General features: G+C 61.8%; 18 protein-coding genes. 8 read left to right on the top strand and 10 right to left on the bottom strand.

What is annotated here, in order from left to right; translation table 11 throughout:
* Positions 1–114: 114 nt before the first annotated feature.
* Entirely contained in the window at positions 115–1,482 is a 1,368-nt protein-coding gene (locus BN2694_RS03340) for a geranylgeranyl reductase family protein (protein WP_135662606.1), read from the bottom strand.
* 138 nt (positions 1,483–1,620) lie between these two features.
* On the opposite strand from BN2694_RS03340, the gene BN2694_RS03335 reads away from it, so the two are divergent.
* The 3 genes from BN2694_RS03335 to BN2694_RS03325 all read left to right on the top strand — a co-directional run bounded on the left by BN2694_RS03335 (position 1,621) and on the right by BN2694_RS03325 (position 6,746).
* Positions 1,621–2,871: a hypothetical protein gene (locus BN2694_RS03335; protein ID WP_244605346.1), complete on the top strand. Its 1,251-nt coding sequence runs from the start codon at positions 1,621–1,623 to the stop codon at positions 2,869–2,871.
* A gap of 76 nt (positions 2,872–2,947) precedes the next feature.
* Complete coding sequence (locus tag BN2694_RS03330; protein WP_135662604.1) at positions 2,948–4,225, top strand: geranylgeranylglyceryl/heptaprenylglyceryl phosphate synthase; 1,278 nt, start codon at positions 2,948–2,950, stop codon at positions 4,223–4,225.
* Between the two features lie 508 nt (positions 4,226–4,733).
* Positions 4,734–6,746 (top strand): bifunctional metallophosphatase/5'-nucleotidase, encoded by a 2,013-nt coding sequence (locus tag BN2694_RS03325; protein WP_135662602.1) that lies wholly within the window; start codon positions 4,734–4,736, stop codon positions 6,744–6,746.
* Positions 6,747–6,911: 165 nt separating this feature from the next.
* Here the strand turns inward: BN2694_RS03325 and BN2694_RS03320 are convergent, their stop codons facing one another.
* The 4 genes from BN2694_RS03320 to BN2694_RS03305 all read right to left on the bottom strand — a co-directional run bounded on the left by BN2694_RS03320 (position 6,912) and on the right by BN2694_RS03305 (position 10,002).
* Positions 6,912–8,066: an ATPase domain-containing protein gene (locus BN2694_RS03320; protein ID WP_135662599.1), complete on the bottom strand. Its 1,155-nt coding sequence runs from the start codon at positions 8,064–8,066 to the stop codon at positions 6,912–6,914.
* A gap of 90 nt (positions 8,067–8,156) precedes the next feature.
* Positions 8,157–8,825 (bottom strand): cytochrome c biogenesis CcdA family protein, encoded by a 669-nt coding sequence (locus tag BN2694_RS03315; RefSeq protein WP_135662597.1) that lies wholly within the window; start codon positions 8,823–8,825, stop codon positions 8,157–8,159.
* Positions 8,822–9,340, bottom strand: a complete 519-nt coding sequence (locus BN2694_RS03310) for a TlpA family protein disulfide reductase (RefSeq protein ID WP_135662595.1) — start codon at positions 9,338–9,340, stop codon at positions 8,822–8,824. The genes BN2694_RS03315 and BN2694_RS03310 overlap by 4 nt, the downstream gene beginning before the upstream one ends.
* Before the next feature lie 2 nt (positions 9,341–9,342).
* Positions 9,343–10,002, bottom strand: coding sequence for an SCO family protein (locus BN2694_RS03305; protein WP_135662593.1), 660 nt, complete (start codon positions 10,000–10,002; stop codon positions 9,343–9,345).
* Between the two features lie 208 nt (positions 10,003–10,210).
* Between BN2694_RS03305 and BN2694_RS03300 the strand changes: the two genes are divergently transcribed.
* Genes BN2694_RS03300 through BN2694_RS03285 form a run of 4 tightly spaced genes read left to right on the top strand, consistent with a single transcriptional unit; the run spans position 10,211 to position 14,319 of the window.
* On the top strand, positions 10,211–10,861 hold the full coding sequence (locus BN2694_RS03300) for a nitrous oxide reductase accessory protein NosL (RefSeq protein ID WP_135662591.1): 651 nt from the start codon (positions 10,211–10,213) through the stop codon (positions 10,859–10,861).
* Position 10,862: 1 nt separating this feature from the next.
* Positions 10,863–12,761 (top strand): NosD domain-containing protein, encoded by a 1,899-nt coding sequence (locus BN2694_RS03295; protein ID WP_135662589.1) that lies wholly within the window; start codon positions 10,863–10,865, stop codon positions 12,759–12,761.
* Positions 12,758–13,510 (top strand): ABC transporter ATP-binding protein, encoded by a 753-nt coding sequence (locus BN2694_RS03290; protein ID WP_135662587.1) that lies wholly within the window; start codon positions 12,758–12,760, stop codon positions 13,508–13,510. The genes BN2694_RS03295 and BN2694_RS03290 overlap by 4 nt, the downstream gene beginning before the upstream one ends.
* The gene (locus BN2694_RS03285; RefSeq protein ID WP_135662585.1) at positions 13,507–14,319 is read left to right on the top strand and encodes an ABC transporter permease subunit; all 813 of its coding nucleotides are present in this window, start codon (positions 13,507–13,509) and stop codon (positions 14,317–14,319) included. Before BN2694_RS03290 ends, BN2694_RS03285 begins: the two co-directional genes overlap by 4 nt.
* Positions 14,320–14,366: 47 nt before the next feature.
* Here BN2694_RS03285 and BN2694_RS03280 read toward each other — a convergent pair whose 3' ends face one another.
* Positions 14,367–15,002, bottom strand: coding sequence for a DUF420 domain-containing protein (locus BN2694_RS03280; RefSeq protein WP_135662583.1), 636 nt, complete (start codon positions 15,000–15,002; stop codon positions 14,367–14,369).
* Between the two features lie 343 nt (positions 15,003–15,345).
* Here BN2694_RS03280 and BN2694_RS03275 point away from each other — a divergent pair, with 343 nt between their 5' ends.
* Positions 15,346–16,164, top strand: coding sequence for a hypothetical protein (locus BN2694_RS03275; RefSeq protein ID WP_135662581.1), 819 nt, complete (start codon positions 15,346–15,348; stop codon positions 16,162–16,164).
* A gap of 4 nt (positions 16,165–16,168) precedes the next feature.
* On the opposite strand, the gene BN2694_RS03270 is transcribed toward BN2694_RS03275, so the two are convergent.
* From BN2694_RS03270 to BN2694_RS03255, 4 genes are all read right to left on the bottom strand, one after another.
* Positions 16,169–16,534 (bottom strand): hypothetical protein, encoded by a 366-nt coding sequence (locus BN2694_RS03270; protein WP_135662579.1) that lies wholly within the window; start codon positions 16,532–16,534, stop codon positions 16,169–16,171.
* A 175-nt stretch (positions 16,535–16,709) separates the two neighbouring features.
* Positions 16,710–17,708 (bottom strand): hypothetical protein, encoded by a 999-nt coding sequence (locus BN2694_RS03265; protein ID WP_135662576.1) that lies wholly within the window; start codon positions 17,706–17,708, stop codon positions 16,710–16,712.
* Positions 17,705–18,247: a signal peptidase I gene (locus tag BN2694_RS03260; RefSeq protein ID WP_135662574.1), complete on the bottom strand. Its 543-nt coding sequence runs from the start codon at positions 18,245–18,247 to the stop codon at positions 17,705–17,707. The genes BN2694_RS03265 and BN2694_RS03260 overlap by 4 nt, the downstream gene beginning before the upstream one ends.
* Positions 18,248–18,303: 56 nt before the next feature.
* Positions 18,304–18,840 carry a TasA family protein gene (locus BN2694_RS03255; RefSeq protein WP_135662572.1) on the bottom strand — a complete coding sequence of 179 codons (537 nt, stop codon included), beginning with the start codon at positions 18,838–18,840 and terminating at the stop codon, positions 18,304–18,306.
* Positions 18,841–19,059 lie beyond the last annotated feature (219 nt).

The raw sequence follows: 19,059 nt of genomic DNA, 5'->3' as shown, positions 1-19,059 counted from the left end.
ACATCCTCGGGATCGATCGATGTTGCTTCCATCACGAGGACGTACGCGGCGCCGGGAGTAAGGGGTTTTGAAAGTCGGAGCCCAGGCCACGTCGACCGCGGTAGGGGGGTGCTCTCAGTATTTCGGCTCGGCGTCGAACTCTGCGTAGAAGTCCTCCATGAACGTGTCCCGCTTCGCTCGCCAGTCGGCGAATCCGGCGGGCGTCTCGGGGTAGTCGTCGTAGATTTCTTTGAGTTCGGTCGTCCGCTTGTTGACCTTGTAGGCGTCGTACAGCGTTGCCCAGTGGCCGAAGGTGTCCTTTAGCGTTTTGAGCTTCAGTCCCAGGCTCATCGAGGCCGTGCCCGAGCGCCCGAGGATGTCGATGAGTTGCTGGGCAGGGAGCGCCGACAGTATCTCCGCGAGATCGTCGACGGTGTGGGTGCCGCCGAAGATGTTGTACAGATCCATCGCCGCGAATCGCTTCCCGAAGTCAGTCAGGACGCGGCGGTTGTACGCCCACAGTGCTGACTCGTCCGCATCTCCGTCGGCGATCGCGTCGGCGGCGATCTCGGCCGCCCAGTGGCCGGCCTTGGCAGCGCCGGGGATCCCGCCGCCGGTGGTAGGGTTGACGTGCCCGGCGGCATCACCGACCGCCATGAACCCCGGTGCGACAGCGGAATCGTAGGGCCGGCGAGTCGGGAGTGCCCCACCGAGTTTGTCTTTGACCGTCGCGTTCTCGAACTCGGGACGGTTCCGGATGTCCGCCCGGAGCACGTCGACCAGTTCCATGGGTTCGCGATCCATCTGGAAGCCGAGTCCGACGTTGATCTCGGTAGCCGTCCGCGGGAAGTACCACAGATACCCGAGTTCTTCGGTCGGTTTGAAGACGATCGCGTCGTCCCACTCGACGGGCTCCTCGACCTCGATGACTTCCCGATAGGCCGAACAGAACTGCTCGTAGGTGACGTTCGTATCGAAGGTGGCGTCGGCCAGATCGGCCTTGTCCTGAAGGATCGAGAGCGCGCCCGCGGCGTCGATGACTACCTCCGCGTCGTACCGGCGTGGGTCACCCTTCCGGACGGCTTCGACGCCCTCGACGCGGTCGTTCTGGACCACGTCCCGAACAACGGTATCGTAGTGGATCTCGGCACCGACCCGATCGGCTTCCTCGAGCAACACTTCGCCGTAGCGCTTGCGGTCGACGATCGCGCCCGAACCGGTGCCGAAAGGGTAGTCGATGGTGTCGCCGTCGGGGATCTCAAAGCGGGCGTATTCGACGGTTTCGTTGGTGAACGATTCCTCACGGAGGTATTCGAGGTCGATCACGTCCGGGAACGTGCTCTTGCCCTTGATCGCATCGCCACAGGCGATGTGACCGGCTTCGCCCTCGCTTTTGCGTTCCAGGATGACGACGTCGAGACCCCGCTGGGCAGCAGTCGCTGCAGCGAACGCGCCGGCAGTCCCCCCACCGACGACGACGATGTCGTACGCCTCGCTCGACATTAGACGTGGGTAATCCTGGCGGTCAGAAAAAGATGCCGTGTGTCGAATCCGTCGCCAGCGTGACCGATCGTCTCCGTGACGAAAGGGTCATTATCGGGCCGGACACACTTCCACCAACGCGCCGACACCTCGTCGGCGATGGTGACACAGATGACGGCTATCCCTAGACGACTCGCCGGCTGGCTGGCCGACCGGGAAGCCCTTCCGACCGCCGGACGGGCCGCGCTCGGCTACTACGCCGAGACCGGCGTGTTCGAACGCGAATCGCTCGAACTCAAACGACTGGTCGATCGTCGCATGGACGCGATGATCGCGGACGCGTTCGATCCCGTCGAAGACGCGCTGGCCGAGGCCTTCGACGCGGAGTCGGTCGAGTTCTCCTACGACACGAAGCTGACGCTGCCGGCAGAGTTGACACTGGGACAGCTCTATCGGACCGCACGCGAGCGCGCAGTCGACGGGAACGATCCGGTTACATTGAGCGTCTGGGCGGACGGGACCCTTGACGCGGACCTCGACGATGCCGACGCCGTCGGACCGATCCGCTTTCGGGAGCCGATCACGACCGCGGAGTGGGAAGCCGGGCCGGAGACGCCACAGGAACTCGTCGATCGGAGCGAGTACCTCACCCGATTGGTCGTCGCGGCACTCGTCGACGGCGACATGCGTGATGCGATCAACGACGCGGAGTACGAGGATTTCGGGGTGTCGGTCGATCTGGAGCCGGGCGACCGAAAGCGAGTGGCCGAGATCGCCCAGGAGACACTCCAGTCCGAACTCGAGGCTGCTTTCGAGCGACTCCCCGGGGAGATCCGCGAGATCTACGACTGGGCGGTCGAACTCTCCGAGCGCCACCAGGATCGCGACCCCCACTTCCGGGAGCTGCTCGCGGACGCACAGGCGGGCGATCAGGACGCAGGCGAGCGGATCCGCAAGGAGTACCGTGACGCACCGATTGAGGACTTAGACGCCGAGATCGATCTCTTCGACAGGGTCGAGGAGCTTCCGTACCTCAAGACCCAGTACGCCCGCGTCGGTGTCATCTACGACGGGATGATCGAGATGTACCGACGCGCCGGGTTACCCGTCGAGGAGGCGTTCAAGCGATCGATCGTCCTGGCGATCATCGGCGCACAGATCTGGCTGGACGATGTCGACGACTTCGAGGCCGATCGTGCCGAGGGGCAACTGACGCCAGTCACCGCCGAGTACGTCCTTGTGAACGACGAAGACGAGGCCTACGACCGGATCGTCGCCGTCAGCGAACGCTATCTCGATCTCGCGAGCGAGTTCGCCGCCGAGACGGACTCGCCCCTCGCGGGGATCGCCGCCGAGTACATCCGCTACTCGGGTGATCCGAGCGTCCTCCCCGGTCACAGGACGGCGTGATCGTCGGCTCGTGTGATGACCGGCGACGCCTCGGGTGTGACACGTTTTTATATCGGTGGCATGCACACTTGGAGTAATGACGACGCTTGCAGACATTGCGAAGCGACTCGAATCGATCGCCACTGCGGCGACGATCGCGAGTCGAGATCTGCTGACGCTGGACACCAATCCCGTCCCGGCCGAGTGGACACACATCACGAAGATCGACCCCGAAGAGGAGAAACAGCTTCCCCTGCTGTTTCCGCTCTATCTCCAGCACACGAGCGCCCTCGAGGTCGGGGGATCGAAGGACGTGACCGGGGAAAACACCCAGCAGACGCTCGAATTAGTGGCCGATCGGCCGGCCCCTGCCTTCCAGGAACCGTCCGGCCCGGCACAGGTGACCAACGCGACGCGCGAACGCGCCGAGTTCCTGGCACTCCCCGAAGTGCTCAACGGCGACGCGGAGTCGCTAGTCGGGCAACTCGGCGCCGGCATCGAACACATCGAAGAGGAGATCGCCCCGACGATGCTCGCCGAGAAGCTGCCGATCCCCCTGGGCGACGAACTCGAGAGTCGACTCGCCGGCGCGGCCACCTCCTGGATGATCGACGAGGCGATTTTCGAGGCGTATATCATCCAGAACCCCGACAGTGCAGCGGCTCGGGAGGCCAACGTCGACGAGAACGACCTGCTCGGTCCGACGGCGGCCAAACAGCGGGCGATGGCCGCCGAGCGACATCACGAGTCCGAAATCATCTATCTGGAGTACTCGGGTACCTTCGGCGACGAGGAGGCCCAGGACATCCTCGCGGCGATCGACGAGGGCGTCTCTTGGTCGCGGGTCTGGTACGGCGGCGGTCTCGACGATCGCGAAAGCGCCCAGGCAGTCGTCGACGCCGGTGCGGACGCGACAGTTGTCGGGAACATCTTCCACGAGATTGCCGCCGAAGAAGTTGAGATCTGTGCGGACGCCGCCGCAGCGCTCGGCCCCGACGCCGACAGGGCGGCCGTCGAATCCTGGGTCGACGAGACTGTCGATATCGACGGAACCAGTGCCGCAAGCTATCTCTCGACGATCACGTCGTTGTCCAATCCCACATCCCGCGCCAGGGAATACCTCATTGCGACGATCGAGGCGTATCTCGGGCTGACAGCACTCGCCGACGAACTCGACGGCACGGTGACCGACGAGATCTCGTTGTCGGTTGCACTCGACGAACGCGAGGAACTTCCCGGCGAGGTGGAACTTTCGAAGGTACTTCTGGACGACGAGCAATCTTTCCCGCACGATCTCGTTGCCGGCTTACTCGCCGAGCGATTCGATATTCAGGCGGATGTACCACCGGTCGCCCACATTGGCGTCGAGATATAACTACGGTACCCCAGTAGCCTATCGACTGGCTCAGTGCTGAGCTTGGCACCCATCGCTGGGCTTTCTGCCGTTGGACTGAATGTCCTGCCTGATATGCAGACGCTATTCTCAACAACGCCGTCAACTGAACACTCGGCCCAACTGTCATCGCTACCAGACTAACACCTGTACAAGACCGTGGATCGGCCTGACCACTGGGCTTGACCATGTGGCTGCGTTGGAGAAATCTCCACTCCGTGCTACGGTCACGCCACGTCTCGGGGGTGATTTCACTTACAGATGTATCTGAATGCTATATCGGATTCAGATCTATCTGGGCAAGGTACAACTTTGCTACACACGTATCCCTTACGCAGCATCCGGCATAATTATAAGAAATATTACGAAAAACACTATATAGATCGACACGATGCTTTATATTGAAATGAGCTTAAAAAGACCTTGGCGTAATTCGGATAGAAGACCAACAGCCACCGTAGCGCTTGGTGGAGCGACTGTCTTAGCAGCGATGGTCATACTGACAGCGTTGTCGGGGGTAGTCGCTGGCGCGGATCTATCGTCGGGCCCCGGACCAGCTGAACTCAACGAATCAGTCGAGCCCGGTGACGGGACGAACCTCACTATCCTCCAGTATAACGACGTGCAAACGGCGATGGCAAATCCTGAGGCAATGGGGACGCTCCAGGGTGCGATCACTGACCGACAGGCTGCCCTCGATAATCCAACGATCGTCGTGGGTGGCGGCGACGAGGTTAGCCCGAGTTCTCTTTCGGCTGTCTCCCAATGGCGTGTTCCGACTGACGTGTTGAACGTCATCGATCCGGCAGCCGAGGTCATCGGCAACCACGACCTCGACTACGGGTTCAAGCCAGTCGCGAACTTCAGCGAGAAATCTGAATTCCCGTGGCTTGTGGCCAATATTCGGGGCCAAGACGGCGGAAACATTCCTGGGACCAGCAACTACACGACCGTCACGCGCGATGGCGTGAAGATCGGCTTCCTTGGTCTCGTTGATGACGCTGTCAAGTCAAAAACGGCAATTGACTTCGAGGAACACGGCTACAAAGTAACGGACTTCTCGAAAGCCGGCAACCGGGTCGCAGAAACGCTCCGAGAAGAGGAAAACGTCGACGTGGTCGTTGCACTCACTCACACCGGCATCCCCGAATCCAAAGAACTCGCGAACAACACGGACAACATCGATGTCATTGTGTCCGGTGACGACGAGATCACGTACGGCCCGAAAATCACTTCGGGATCGGTCATCGTCGAAGCGGGGGGCAACGCCGAGTACCTCGGCGAAGTCAACATCAGCGTCAGCGCTGATGGTGTTGGGTTCAACGATGGGCAGCTCTATACTCTCGATGAGGGTAACTGGTCGATGAACGAATCGGCCAAGGGCGTCGTCGAATCGGGACTCAGCGAGGACCTTTCGAAGGTTGCTGGCGAAACCACTGAAGCACTTGATTCAACTGGCCAGAACTACGCCGACGACACCAACTGGGGGCGCATCGTCGGTGATGCGTTCATCGAACAGACTGATTCGGACGTGGCTGTCACCAACGCGGGCGGCATCCGTGGAAACTTTGTCATCGACGAGGGTGAAGTCACGTACGACGACGTGTATACGTCGCTGCCGTTCGGGAACACTCTCGTCACCAAGGAGATGACTGGTGAACAGCTTCAGAATCTGCTTGCGAGCCAAGTCACTGCACCGACTGACAACTACGGAGCCCAGTCCCAACTACAGGTAGGTGGCGTAACGTACGAATACGTCGATCAGCCCAACACTTCGACGGTAATCGGCGACATCTTCGTCGATGGTGAACCCCTCGATCCGGACGCGAGTTACAATGTGACAGTCAACTCCTATATGGCCGGGTGGGACGATCTCAGTAGCCTCCCGACAGTCGAGGAGGACTACACGCTGTACGGTACCACTGTCGTGAATTACATCGAAAAACGCGGGACGATCACGCCGCCGGCGGAAGATCGCATCCGGCGGGCGACTCGCATGCTCGACGACCCGTCAGTGTCGGCCGATGGAGACCTGACCACGTTGACCTACGATGTCCCAGCTGCAGTCAGTGAGATCAACGCCTCGACGTTCACCATCATGAACGAGACGTCACAGACCATCCCCGTCGAGGACGTGACACTCGACGGCGGAACCCTCTCGATCGCGGTCGAGACAACGCCCCTTGCGGACCTCTCGGCCACGAGCGACGCCGTCGAGGTCTACGGCCACTATACGGACAGTGAGATTGACCAGCTCCGTAACGGCCGCGAGGACTCGGTCCTCAATGCAGACGCGATGATCGAGGTCGATGACGACAATCCCGAACCGACGGCAACGGAGACGGCGACCACGACAGAGACCGAGACCACAGAGACGACCGAGCAGATGGACGCGAGCCCAGAAACGACGGCAACCAGCGGTCCAGGGTTCACGGCTGTCTTGACGATGACGGCGCTGTTCGTGCTGTCACTTGGTGTACTCGGCAGACAGCGCCGTAACTAGGCCGTCTGTCGATCCGTTTTTTTCTTGCCCGAGACCCCGTCAGAACGACCACCGTACCGCCGATTGAAGAGACCGGTTTGACACTATCTCTGTCTGTTTTAAACGTTTGCCGGCGCCGTGAAAGATATCTCGAATCGACAGGGTACCGCCGAGTGCCCAGTAGACTCAGCTATCACTGTCGCGTTCTGTTGATAGTTCGCTTGCCTCGGCTTGTTCTAGGGGTGCTCGATCGATTGGGGATTCCTCATCATCGGTTGAAGTAATCCCTTCGTCGGTGTCGAAGGAGTCGAGGTTCTGCTGGGAGCTATCAGCCATCTCTTCCTGTGGATCGAAGAGGACGATGCCCGTCCCACTGGTGTATTCGTACGCGCTCCACTCGGGATAAGTGAGGACCCCGGACATCTTCCGGACGCGGATCTGCTTGATGAGTGCGTCCTCGACGATCTCCTCGTTGAGACGCATCTCGACGATACCGTCCGTCATGTACCCTAAGTCGTGCGGGAATCCGCCGCCGTCGCCGGCCATAGTCGCGCCGGCGAAGACGGGGACGAATCGGCCTTTACAGACATCCGCGCGAACGTCTTTGACGAAGTTGTACGCCCGGATCGGCTGGACGAGCGAGCCCAGTTCCGTCAGCGAGTCGATGACGACGATCCCGCGCTCGTTCATCTCGAGTCGTTCCAGAGCGTTGTCCAGTTGGTTCTCCAGTTCGTGGATCTCGGTCCCGTCCCGGACTGTTGTCGTCGCGTCGCTGGCGACCGACTGGAGGTGCCGATTCCACTCACCCATGCGGTCGTGCATCCGATCGGGGTCGTCGACCCGATAGGTGAATCCGTCGACGATATGTAGCTGATCGCGTTCGAGATACGGGATGACGTTCCACTCCAAAGACATGAACGACTGGATGATCGACACTGGCGGTTCAAGGAAGGCAACGACGACGGCGGGTTCACCACGCTGGAGCGCCCGCCAGACGAGTTCCGCCTGGACAGACTCGGTTCGGGTCCCTGCCAGGTCGCTCAGCATGACGAATGCGTTGCGCGGCATCCCCTCGGGCAGAGCGGTCTGAAGTGCCTCTACGCCGGGGTCGAACCGCCGTGCCTCCTGGAACTGCGTGAAGACGCGATCGCTGTTCTCGACGGCCCTGCGACACGCCCGCGAGCAGAACCGATAGGTCTGGTCGTCACGCTCTAGGATCGTCGGATCATGAGGGATCGGCAACCGACAGTAATCACACCGCTGGATGCCTGCCGTCTCCGCCGTATCGTCCGGCGATCCGGCCCCTTCAGCATCGGCCCCTTCGTCGACCGGATCCGTCATGCGCTCACGTATCAGTCACAACCGTAAAACCGTCGGGGGTTGTTCGCGGACTCGACGGGGTCGACGCGAGTCCGGTAGCGCCAGATCCACTCAGGTATAGACGAACAGCGCCAGCCAGATCTGGGCGAGGCCGGCCAGGATCAGGACGACCCCGGCAATCTGAGTGAGACGTCCGGACAGCGCCGGCAGTCGCTCCCGACCGACGTCGACGCCGACAGCGATAGCGACCGTCGCCCCGATCATGAGCAACACCATTCCGGCGGCGTACCCGCCGAGGACGGCGAGGGTCCCGTATAGTGGGAAGGTGAGCGCCTGGGAGACGATCCCGAGGAATACCGGCGCGATACAGCCGGTCGCCGCGACGGCGTACAGGACTCCGAACGCCACGAACGCCGGGATCGAGGTCCGTCGTTCCGGCAGGCGGGCGTGCCATCCGATCGATCGATCGGACAACGTAAGCAGTCCCAGACCGACGAGTACCGCGCCCACGATCACTTCCAGGGAGGGCAACCACTCGGTCAGCGATCGGCCGACAGTAACGGTCAGTGCCGCGAGGACGGCGAACGCAACGAGGATGCCGAGGCTCGCGGCGACGCCGCGAACGAGTGCGCCCGGGAGGGTCGCGTTCGTCCCGTCGTTCGCCCGGATGTAATAGCCGACGTATCCGGGCAGGAGGGGATAGGCACAGGGCGCGAAAAAGGTCGCCACCCCGGTGGCGAACGCGAAGGAGACCGCCGCCGCCACTCCGAGATCGGTCATGCGTCTGCGTCGTCGATGGCTCGACTCAGGCGGTCGGCGTTCGGCACGCCCGCGTGTGACCAGACGACCGACCCTGCGGCGTCGACGACGGCCGTGAACGGGAGTCCGGTGGCGTCGAACCGCCTCGACAGCACGTTCTCGGCGTCGTGGCCGACCGGCCAGCGACCGCCGTGGGTTCGCCACCACTCGATTACGTCTCCTCGCGTCCGATCGGACGCGTCGCCGAGATATTCTCCCGTGACGGAGACGAACTGGACATCCTTGACGTCGGACTCGACAGTGTCCAGGGTGTCAAGCGCCGGTTTGCAGGGCGGGCAGGTCGTCGCGAACAGGTCGACGACGGTCGTCTTTCCGGGCACGGGGACTGTCATCTCGCCCCCTGGGCTCCCTGCTGTGTCGAAGAGGTCGACTTCGACGGGGGCGACGTCGCCACCGACGGACGACAGCGAGACGTACCCACCGGCACCGACGACTGCCGCCGCGCCGAGTCCGGCCAGAAGTTCGCGCCGTCGCATCCTCAGCCCTCCCGCTCGCGGAGCGTTTCGAGATCGGCGTAGACGTCCTGCCATCGCGGCGTCGATCCCGTATAGGCTCGCTCGACGTAATCGTCCGCGTTGACCAGTAGGATGAGCGCGAAGTGGTTGAACATGTACATGTCCATGTCTTCGGGGTGGGTCCGATCGAAGCTCACCCCGAACTCCCCCTGGACGACTCGCTTGGCATCTTCGGGCGTGTCCGGGCGGAGGAACCGCCATCCCTCAGTCAATGAAACGTCCATCCGGTCCGCGTAACTCTCCAGTCGCTCGGCGTCGTCACGTTCGGGATCGAACGTAACCGCCAGAAACCGGGTCGCGTCGATGTGCCCCTCATCGATAGCCCGCATCTGGACGTTACGGAGCGCCGAGATCAGTCGTGGACAGACCGTCTGGCAGTGCGAATAGAAGAACGTCACCAGCGAATCCCCCTCGCCGCCGGTCGTCTCGACCGTCTCGCCGGCGAGCGGGTCCGAGACCGTCACGTCGGGGAGTCGCTGGCCGTGGCCGGGAAACCGGACATCGGCTGGTTCGTATCCGGTATCGGGTTCCCTGAGGTACGTGTCCGAATCCCCGCCGACGCATCCCGCAGTGGCGGTGACCACCCCGGTTCCGAGCGCTCCCAGATACTCGCGTCGATGCACGATTCGTTGTCCGCTTCGCGCACACTAAACGGTTCGCTATTGCGAATTTTTTGCATGTTATTGCCGGGGGACTGGGCGAAATTTGCGGCTTCGTTGGCCGGAATATACCGAACGGCTCAGAACAGTCTTGTTCTATGCGTGAATTTTATCGTGTCCATGACGATGCAAATCACTGGCTCTTTGACGCTAGAGGTGGACGTAACTATCAATGAACGGCGACTGGATCCGGACTAACGGCTGTTTGCGCAGACACGAGGGGTCTGACGTCGGCCAGTGTCTGGACGGTCACCCGGAGAGTGAGGCATCGACGACGCGACGTCGACTGCTCGGCGCTGTCGGAACGGGCGCGCTCCTCGGACTCGCCGGTTGCCTCGGTACGGAGACGCCGGATCCCGTGACACTGACCGACAGCGACGCCTGTGACGTCTGCAGGATGATCATTCCCCACCACCCGGGACCGAGCGCGGAGGTGTTCTATCGGAACAAAGACCCTTCGGACCACGAGAACCCGGCACGGTTCGACAGCACGTGGGAAGCGTTCCAATACGATTTCGAGCGACGCGATCGCGGCTGGACCCGATCAGCCTTCTACGTGACCGATTATTCGGCCGTCGACTACGAGGTCCTCACCGATGGCGGCCGGCCCCTCATCTCGACACACCCCGAGGCGTCGGCGTTCGTCCTCGCCTCGGACGTGACATTTGTCGTCGCGTCGTCGGTCGAAGGCGCGATGGGGCGGGATCTGATCGGGTTCGGCGACGAGGCCGACGCGCGGATGTTCCGGGACGACTACGGCGGCGAACTCGCCGCTTTCGGCGAAGTGACACGTTCGATGATCGCCGAGTTGAGCGGGACCTGACATGCGCGTGAGCGTCGTCCTCGCTGGCCTGGCCCTGGGGCTGACAATCGCGTCGCTCGCGTTCGTCGCCACACCGGCCGACAGCGCGACAGCACACCCAGTCGCTTTCTCGGAGACGCTGACGACGGGAATGACCGGCGTCGATGTCCGGCAGGCCGATGCCGGTGGGTACGAGATCCCGCGGGCACAGGTGTTTTACTCGCAGTACCAGTACGTCATTGGCTACTACGGGATCGAGACGGCGCTCGGTGCGCTCGACCGTGACACGACGACTCGACAGTTCGGGCACCCGCTCGCGATCTACGTCACGGACTTCGCCGACGCGGGCGTCGAGCTGACCGACGACGGCCTGCTCGTCGTCACCTCGGATCCCGCGGTCGATTGGGTCGAAGCCGGCGATGCGTTCTTCGTGGTCGACAGCGCCGCGCGAACGCCGGGCGGACCGGCGATCGTTCCCTTCGACGACCGGGCGACCGCCGTAGCGTTTGCGGACCGCTACGGGGGAGCGATCCGCCGCTGGAACGAACTGGACAGCCACGAGGGAGAACTCAGGGGCGAACCCGTTCGACGGCAGATCGACGATCGACGAGCGTGGGCGGACCGAACGGTCCGGGAGCGCGAAGGCTTGCTCGAACGTCCGGTCTCCGTGACCGTCGGCGAGGACGTTTCGACGCTCGCGGCGGCCGTCCGGACGGCCGCCGCGAACTCGACGATCAAGCTCCCGCCCGGGACTTACAACGCGAACCTGACGATCGAGAAGTCGGTGACGATCCGTGGCGCTGGCGATCGGACGCGACTCCTCGGCGACGGGGCCGGAACTGTCCTGAATCTTCGCGCCGAGCGGACGGCACTGTCGAACCTGTCGATCGCGGGCGTCGGCACGAACAATACTGGCAAACCGACGAACGGTTCGGTCGCGAACGGCAGCTGGGACGAGACGGTCCGCACCGTCTACGGCTACGGCGACGCGGCGGTGGTCCTCGACGGGGCGAACCGCTCGTTGCTCGCAGACGTCACCGTCGAGACGCCGGCCAGCGGTGCGATCGTCCGGGCAAGCGACGGGACTGTTCTCCGGGACGCCGAAATCGACGGGACAGACACCTGGCAGGACGGGTTCATGAGCGTGCTGGCGATGAACTCGCGGATGGTGGTCCAGAACACCACGTTCGTCGGCGGTCGGGACGCTGTCTACACCCACGACGCCGACGGGCTCGTCGTCCGGAACAACCGGATGAGGGGGATGCGCTTTGGCGTCCACGAGATGTTCACGTCCGGGACACTGATAGCGGACAACACAGTCAGGGGGACGAACATCGGGCTCGTCGTTATGACCCGCCCACGATCGAACGTGATCGTCGACAATCGGGTCAGCGACAGCGGCGTCGGGATCTCTGTCTCGGGGAGTTCCTCCACGGTTCTGGGGAACGTCGTGATCGGGAATCACTACGGCATGGATCTTGGCTCCCAGCGCTCGACATACGAGCACAACGTTGTCCGCGGGAACGACGTTGGACTCCGGACCGGGACGATCCTGCCGACGAACGAGGTATCCGACAACGACGTCATCGAAAACGACCGGTACGTCACCACGGGACGTGGACCGGTTCGTGTCTGGTCCGGCAACTACTGGGGGTCGATCCCCGGCCGGGACCGCGACGGCGACGGCACGGTCGAGCGCTCCTTCCGGCCGACCGGGGTCGTCGACAGCGCCGTCTCCCGGTCGACCGGCGCAGCGATGCTCGCACAGTCTCCCGCCGTTTCGCTGTTGCGGCAGTTCCAGACGGCTGTCCCGGGATTGCGGGCCGCGGACGTGATCGACGACCGGCCGCGAGCGAAACCGGCACAGTCGGGCATGGCCTCTTCGAACGCGACGATCGACGGCGGTGGTGTTTCCCCATGAGCACCGACGGGACGGATGGGGAGGCTGTCCTCGAACTGCGGGACGTGCGCAAGTCCTTCGGCGACGTGACTGTCCTCGACGGCGTGACGCTGCGGGCGGCCCCCGACACGGTGACCTGTCTCCTGGGGCCGAATGGATCGGGCAAGACGACGTTGCTCTCGGTCGCGGCCGGGTTACGTGCGGCCGACGATGGGCGCGTCCAGCGCCGGAGCGATGCCGACCGCGCCGTCGGCTATTTGCCACAGCGACCCGCGTTCCGGTCCCGGTTCACGGTTCAGGAGACGATCGAATTCTACAGCCGCCTTGTCGATGAAGCGGTCGATGTCGACCGCATTCTCGCACGCGTCGGCCTCGATGGCGTCGCAAATCGCCGGGTTGAACATCTTTCCGGCGGGATGACCCGTCTTCTCGGTCTCGCGCAAGCGACGGTCGGGTCGCCGCCGCTGCTCGTCCTCGACGAACCGGCCAGCGGGCTCGATCCACAGTTGCGCCGGCACATCGCGGCGGTGATCGACGACCTCGCGACCGACGGGACAGCCGTCGTCCTGGCGACCCACGACCTCGTGGCGACCGATCGCATCGCCGACGAGGTTCGGATCCTCGATTCGGGCTCGTTCGTCGGCGCCGGGAGTCCCGACGCCCTGCGGGACGAGACCGGCGCGGACTCGCTGGACGACGTCCTCGACGCCGTGATCGAGCGTGACGCGGCGATCGGCGTCCGGAGCGGGATCGGGGGTGGGCGCGGATGAGACGTGATCTTCGGAACACACTGGTCGTCGCCCAGCGGGCGTTTGATTCAGTCACCCGAAGTCGGGCGCTGATCGCCGTCGCGTTCGGCTACGGATTTGCAGTGCTGGGATTCGCCTGGGCGAGTCGCGGCGGTGGGTACCTGGCGCTGTCGATGAATCTACTCACCCCGCTGGAGGTACTCGTCCCGCTGGTCGCCGTCGCCGTGGGTTATCGCTCGATCCTTGATGATCGCCTACGGGGAGAACTCGACGTGTTTCGAAGCTACCCGCTCGCCGGCCGATCGTACGTCCTCGGCACGTTTCTCGGCCGTGGGGCGGCCCTGCTGGTCATCGTCGTCGTCCCGCTGGTGCTCGCGACGGGGACCGTCCTGCTGTTCCGCGTCGAGCGAATCTCCGTGCTTGCGACCCACGCGACCGCCGATTCCCCGATCGTCTATCTTCGCATGGTCGTGTTGACTGCGGTGTTCGCCCTGGTCGCTCTCGCCGTCATCGTCGGAATTTCGTCGTTCACGGCGAGCAGTCGCGGCGGCCTCGCCCTGGCCGTCGTGACCGTCCTCGCGCTGGTCGTCGGTCTCGACCTCGGCGTCGTCGCCGGGCTCGCAACTGACGTCGTCCCCGCTGACGCACTGGACGTATTGCTGGCTGGGAGTCCGCTGTCGGCCTACCGTGGCTTGGTCTTCGAACTCGCCGTCGGTTCGGTTGCCCCACGGGTCGTTTCCGGTGGCATCGATCCAGTCGCGGCATTCGGAAGCCTGACGCTCTGGACCGTCGGATCGCTATCGATCGCAGCATACACCGTGTTCCGATGATCGCTGTCGGTGTCCGATGGTTACGGCATTCGACGTTCTGTGCACTTTCAGCGTTGATTCCACAGCGGACGGGGTCCGGCTACAACGAGGAGGATCGCGTGGCGTGGTTCCCAGCCGTAGACGTGATTGAGCAGGACGTAGGTGACGATCCCGAGGAAGAGACTGACACCCCAGGCCGCGACGGCGATCCGCCCCACGCGGGCGTGGTGGGTCTCCCGCAACTCGGCGGGACTGTGAGTTAACCCGAGGATCACGGCGTAGAGGACGACGGGCACCGCGACGACCGAAAGGACGATGTGGACGGCGAGCATGAGGAGGTACGCGATCTGGGGGAGTCCGGTCGCCAGGATCGACTTCTCGAAGCCGCCGCCGACTTTCCAGAGGTAGAGAACGAGAAAGACCAGGATCAAACCGAATGCGGACAGCATAGCCACGCGGTGTTTCGCAATCTCTCCGCGTCTGATGAACCAGCCGCCGGCCAGGATGGCCAGTAGGGCGGCCGTGTTGACCAGCGCGATCAAATGGCCGAACAGGTTCACGGTGGCGTCCGAAAGCGACGGGAACAGCGGTATCGCCCCGGCGAAGGCGCCCGCGACGAGAGCGTAACCGATCACCGAGAGGACCGCCGTCAGAGTGAGCGGGCGCTCCCGGCCGACCTCACGAAGATACGAGCGAACAGCCATACGCGATGGTGAGTGCTCTGATGGCTTTTGTGTTCCCCTCGCGGAAGCCGATCGTCACGGTTGAATCGCTCACGGCACCGGCACCGATCGACCCTCTATTCTCTCAAAACCATACGTTTCACTCACGGTTCAGACTGAAACAGGCGATTTCTTATTGTGCCACTCGTCACAGTGCTTTATTGTGGCGGCGGTCCAATGATTACCCGACACAGTCAGAACGGATGCGACCCTGCCCGGAGGAAACAACCCGTGATCAACAAACCGGCTCGAAAGAAACAGATACGCAGTGTGACGGAGCAGTCCGCCGGGCGAGAGATACCGGCTCCCCCACCGGTGGACGACGATGAGTGACGACGAGGACGAGTCCAGGGCTCGACGCCGGCTTGGTCTCCTGTTGCTCGTCTTGTTTATCATCATTTTGGGGGCTGGTATCGGGACGTTCACGTTGATCGGTGACGATTCGCCACCCGACGAGGAGACGCCGTCTGGGCAACCAACGACAGTTGACGCGGGAGCTGTCACTACAGAGGATCCGGGCATTACATCCCCAAGCACGCCCGCCGGGACGGGGGATGAAAATACACCCACCGAGACGGGAGAGACGACCCCCGAGTCACCACCCGATACGACGGACGACGGATCGGAAGCCGGGGGCGGTGGTGGAGGCGGTGGTGGGGCGGTCCCTCCAGACGATGAAGTGACGATATCTCTGACGGCAGACGGAGAAGGGAGTCTCCTCGAGGCCGAGGACGTAGTTCCGGGCGATACCGGAACCGAGACGATGACACTACGGAACGCCGGTAACCGAGCGGGCCAGGTACGACTGGCCAGAACTACGATCACCGACCTGGAGAACGGTATCGTGGATCCGGAGGCTTTCGTCGACGACTCGCCGAATGACGGAGAGCTCTCGGGGGCTATCGATGTTCGACTTGCCTTCGTCTACCCGGATGGCACGGAAACGAGAGTGATCGGATCGGAGTCTTCGTACGTCACACTAGCGGACGTCAACGACTCTGAGATCCCCGAGACGCCCCTCGAACCCGGCGAAGAACTGAACGTTCGCCTCGATTGGCGTGTCTCCGAAGATGTAGGTAACGAGATTCAGACCGACGAGGCGATCGTCGACGCCGTTTTCCAGTTGCGCGCCCCCGAAACCTGACGGATCAGGCCAACAGTAGGCCGAGGTTGACGCCGGTGATGATCGTCCCGACCACCGCCAGCAGGACCGGCGGCCCATAGAACAACAGGTAGTCGTCCTCGAGTCGCCCGGCCCAGATGCTGATTCCCAGACAGGCATAGAGGACGACCAGTTTCATCGCCAGAAACCCCCCGCCGCCGAAGAGGTCGATCGAGAGGTTGACGATCGGATTGGCCTCGACGTGGACCCGGCTGAAGTACGCGATCGTGATCGTCGTCACGATGTCGCCGACGCCGTAGGTCGAAAGCGCCAGCAACCACACGTTCCGGAACCGCTCCTCCTCGAAGGGTGATCCCTTGAGGTGAAGCCACTCCGGTTGTGCGGTTGCCATCAGTTTCTCTTCTGGTGCTGACGTATATCAACTCATGGTTGCGCTTATCAAAACGTAAAATGCCGTGCGGATGTCGTCCTGCCAGGTGGCCTAGCAGCCGGAAATCAATGGATCCGGGAGCACAGCGGGCGGTTCAGTGACAGATACGTAACCCCTCAGCTGAAGCGCTCGTCTGTTATCTGGGGGGTGACACTGAGACGTTCAGTCGTTCACCGAGTGCTTCCCAATCGGTCGTTTCTTCAGGGAATATTTCCTCGCGGGTGACATTCGACTTCCGTGCGGACGTCTCGAGCGTATTTGTCATGGCAAGTGTGGTACTGCCTTGCCTCAGAGTTCCGCTACTTAGTGTGCCATCGACTGTGATATTTGGGGGAGTGTAAACCAATGTATCGTCCGAATCGCTGACGGACGCTTCGTCCACAAACAGGGTGTTGTCTGGTCTACGTAGATCCGCCGTAATTTCGTCATTTCCGTCGAGCATGGCATTTTCGAGCTCTATATCGCCGTTCGATTCTAGCTGGATGTCACCATCCTGAAAAATGTTTCCTCTGGCTGTCAGAGACGCCCCTGTTGCGTGAATGTCCCCAGTAGTCGTCGTTAGCTGAATTTCTCCATAGTTTGAACCCATCGCTCCTTGTTCAACCGATAGTGTGGAACCTTCTATATTCACGTTCCCTACTGATACGATAGCTATATTCTTCATATTGACGTGTTCACTTGCCGATACTGAAACTCGATAGTTCGAGAAAAGTTGCTGGTCGTGTAGATCAATCGTGCCGTCAGTCGCCGTAAGCGAGATCCTAGACAAAAATCCGTTTGCCACAAAATCGGCCTCGGAAGTAATAGACCCAGCGGCAATTTCGATGTTTCCGGTGTTTTCGATCGATCCACAGTCTTCAGTAATCACGAGTGTGACCGAGCCATCTTCGAAACGCGATAGCTCCCTCTCTTGGTAGGAAGGTTCTCCCTGGTTCCAGATACCGTTGCCGTTGACGTCGTCATAGGCACACGCATTCGGCGGCGTCGTGGCAAAGGATCCAGCCGCTTGAATCGACCCTTGCATCGCCTCGGAGTCGGTGAAGAGACCGACTGTCGTCGGACCTGCCATGAACCCGGCTCCGGCGAGTAAGAGCCCCACAAACAGGGCGGTACCGAGGAACGTCTGGAAGTTCATCCGTCCTCACCGTTTGATGCTTCGTGGTCGCTGTACAATGACCACGCTTCAGAAACCGCAAGTAGGATCGCTGGGACGACGATCAGTGTGATCAGGCCCGTGGTCGATCCGGCGAACTCGATCAGATAGCCGACCAGTGGAATGTGAAACCCGACAACACCGATGACGGCGGTCGAAGGAACCGGCCGAGGATCCGGACTCTCGTTGGCGTCGCCCTGTGTACGGAACTGCTGTTGTCCGTCGACCATCTCGATGTCGACGACCCGGTGGGTGATCCGCGTCGTACCGTCGGCGGATCGCGAATCGACGTACGTGATCACGTCTCCTTTCTCGATGCGATCGGATTGTACTTCGCTTACCACGACGACGGAACCGGCGTTGATCGTCGGCGACATACTGTCTGATAGCACGACGAAACTGTGATCAGCGCCTACGACCTGGGGGACACTCGCCACGAGCACTGCGGCGAAGACGACCACCAGCCCCGCAGCTACTGTGAGTGTTGCGATCCGTCGCCAGTTCATGTCGGCTGGATTCATTGCTTCGAACGGTCACCTATTGTGTGAGCGATCGCTATCGCGAAGAACGGTACGCGTTATGTCTGCTGGGTGGCGTTGAACGTCACCGTGATGTCGACATCGTCGCCCTGGTACTGATTGGTCGTGTCTTCGCCCAGCGTCAGGTTCGCGTTCAGCGCGACGGAATCACCGCCCGACAGGGTCGTAACGTTCTCGTAGGTCCCCGTCAGGTCCTCCAGGGTAGCGTCCCCATTGAAACTTTCAACCGTCCCACCATTGACGAGCAGCTCAGCGGACTCAACGTCCAGTTGTTCGGCAAAGTTGGAGTCGTCAGTTGCGGCCACCTTGAGTGTCAACTCAGCCGGTATGTCGGCCGTATACGACGTCGTGATCGACTGATCGCCCGTGCTCTGTGTCGGGTAGAGGTTATCGACAGTGAAATTCCCACTGACCGCTTCGAGATCAAGGGTTCCTGCACTGATGCTGTTCTCCGACGTCTCTTCGTCGCTGAACAGCGCGAATGTCCCGACGCCCGCCGCCGCTGCAGCGAGTCCAATTACCAGTATGCTTGCCAGTACGCGCCGTCTCGTGAGCTGAATGTCAAAATCTATCATAGTTCTGTGTCTGTGGTCGCACTTCCGCCGATGACTGTATCTCGTAGGCACTTACCGTATCCCCGTACTTAATATGCTGGATGTTCTTTCTACATTTGAAAAAACGTACAAATATTTGATAATGGTGGATTTATATGTTTGTACACTCAGTGCTTAGGTTGGTAAGTGCAGAATCTTTACTCCTCTACTCTAAAGAAGGATAGTCAACACCTCGATACA

It is taken from the genome of Halorhabdus rudnickae, from assembly GCF_900880625.1.
Classification (GTDB): domain Archaea; phylum Halobacteriota; class Halobacteria; order Halobacteriales; family Haloarculaceae; genus Halorhabdus; species Halorhabdus rudnickae.
The sequence above is the reverse complement of the archived record's forward strand: the minus strand, read 5'-3'. Positions and strand labels throughout refer to the sequence as shown.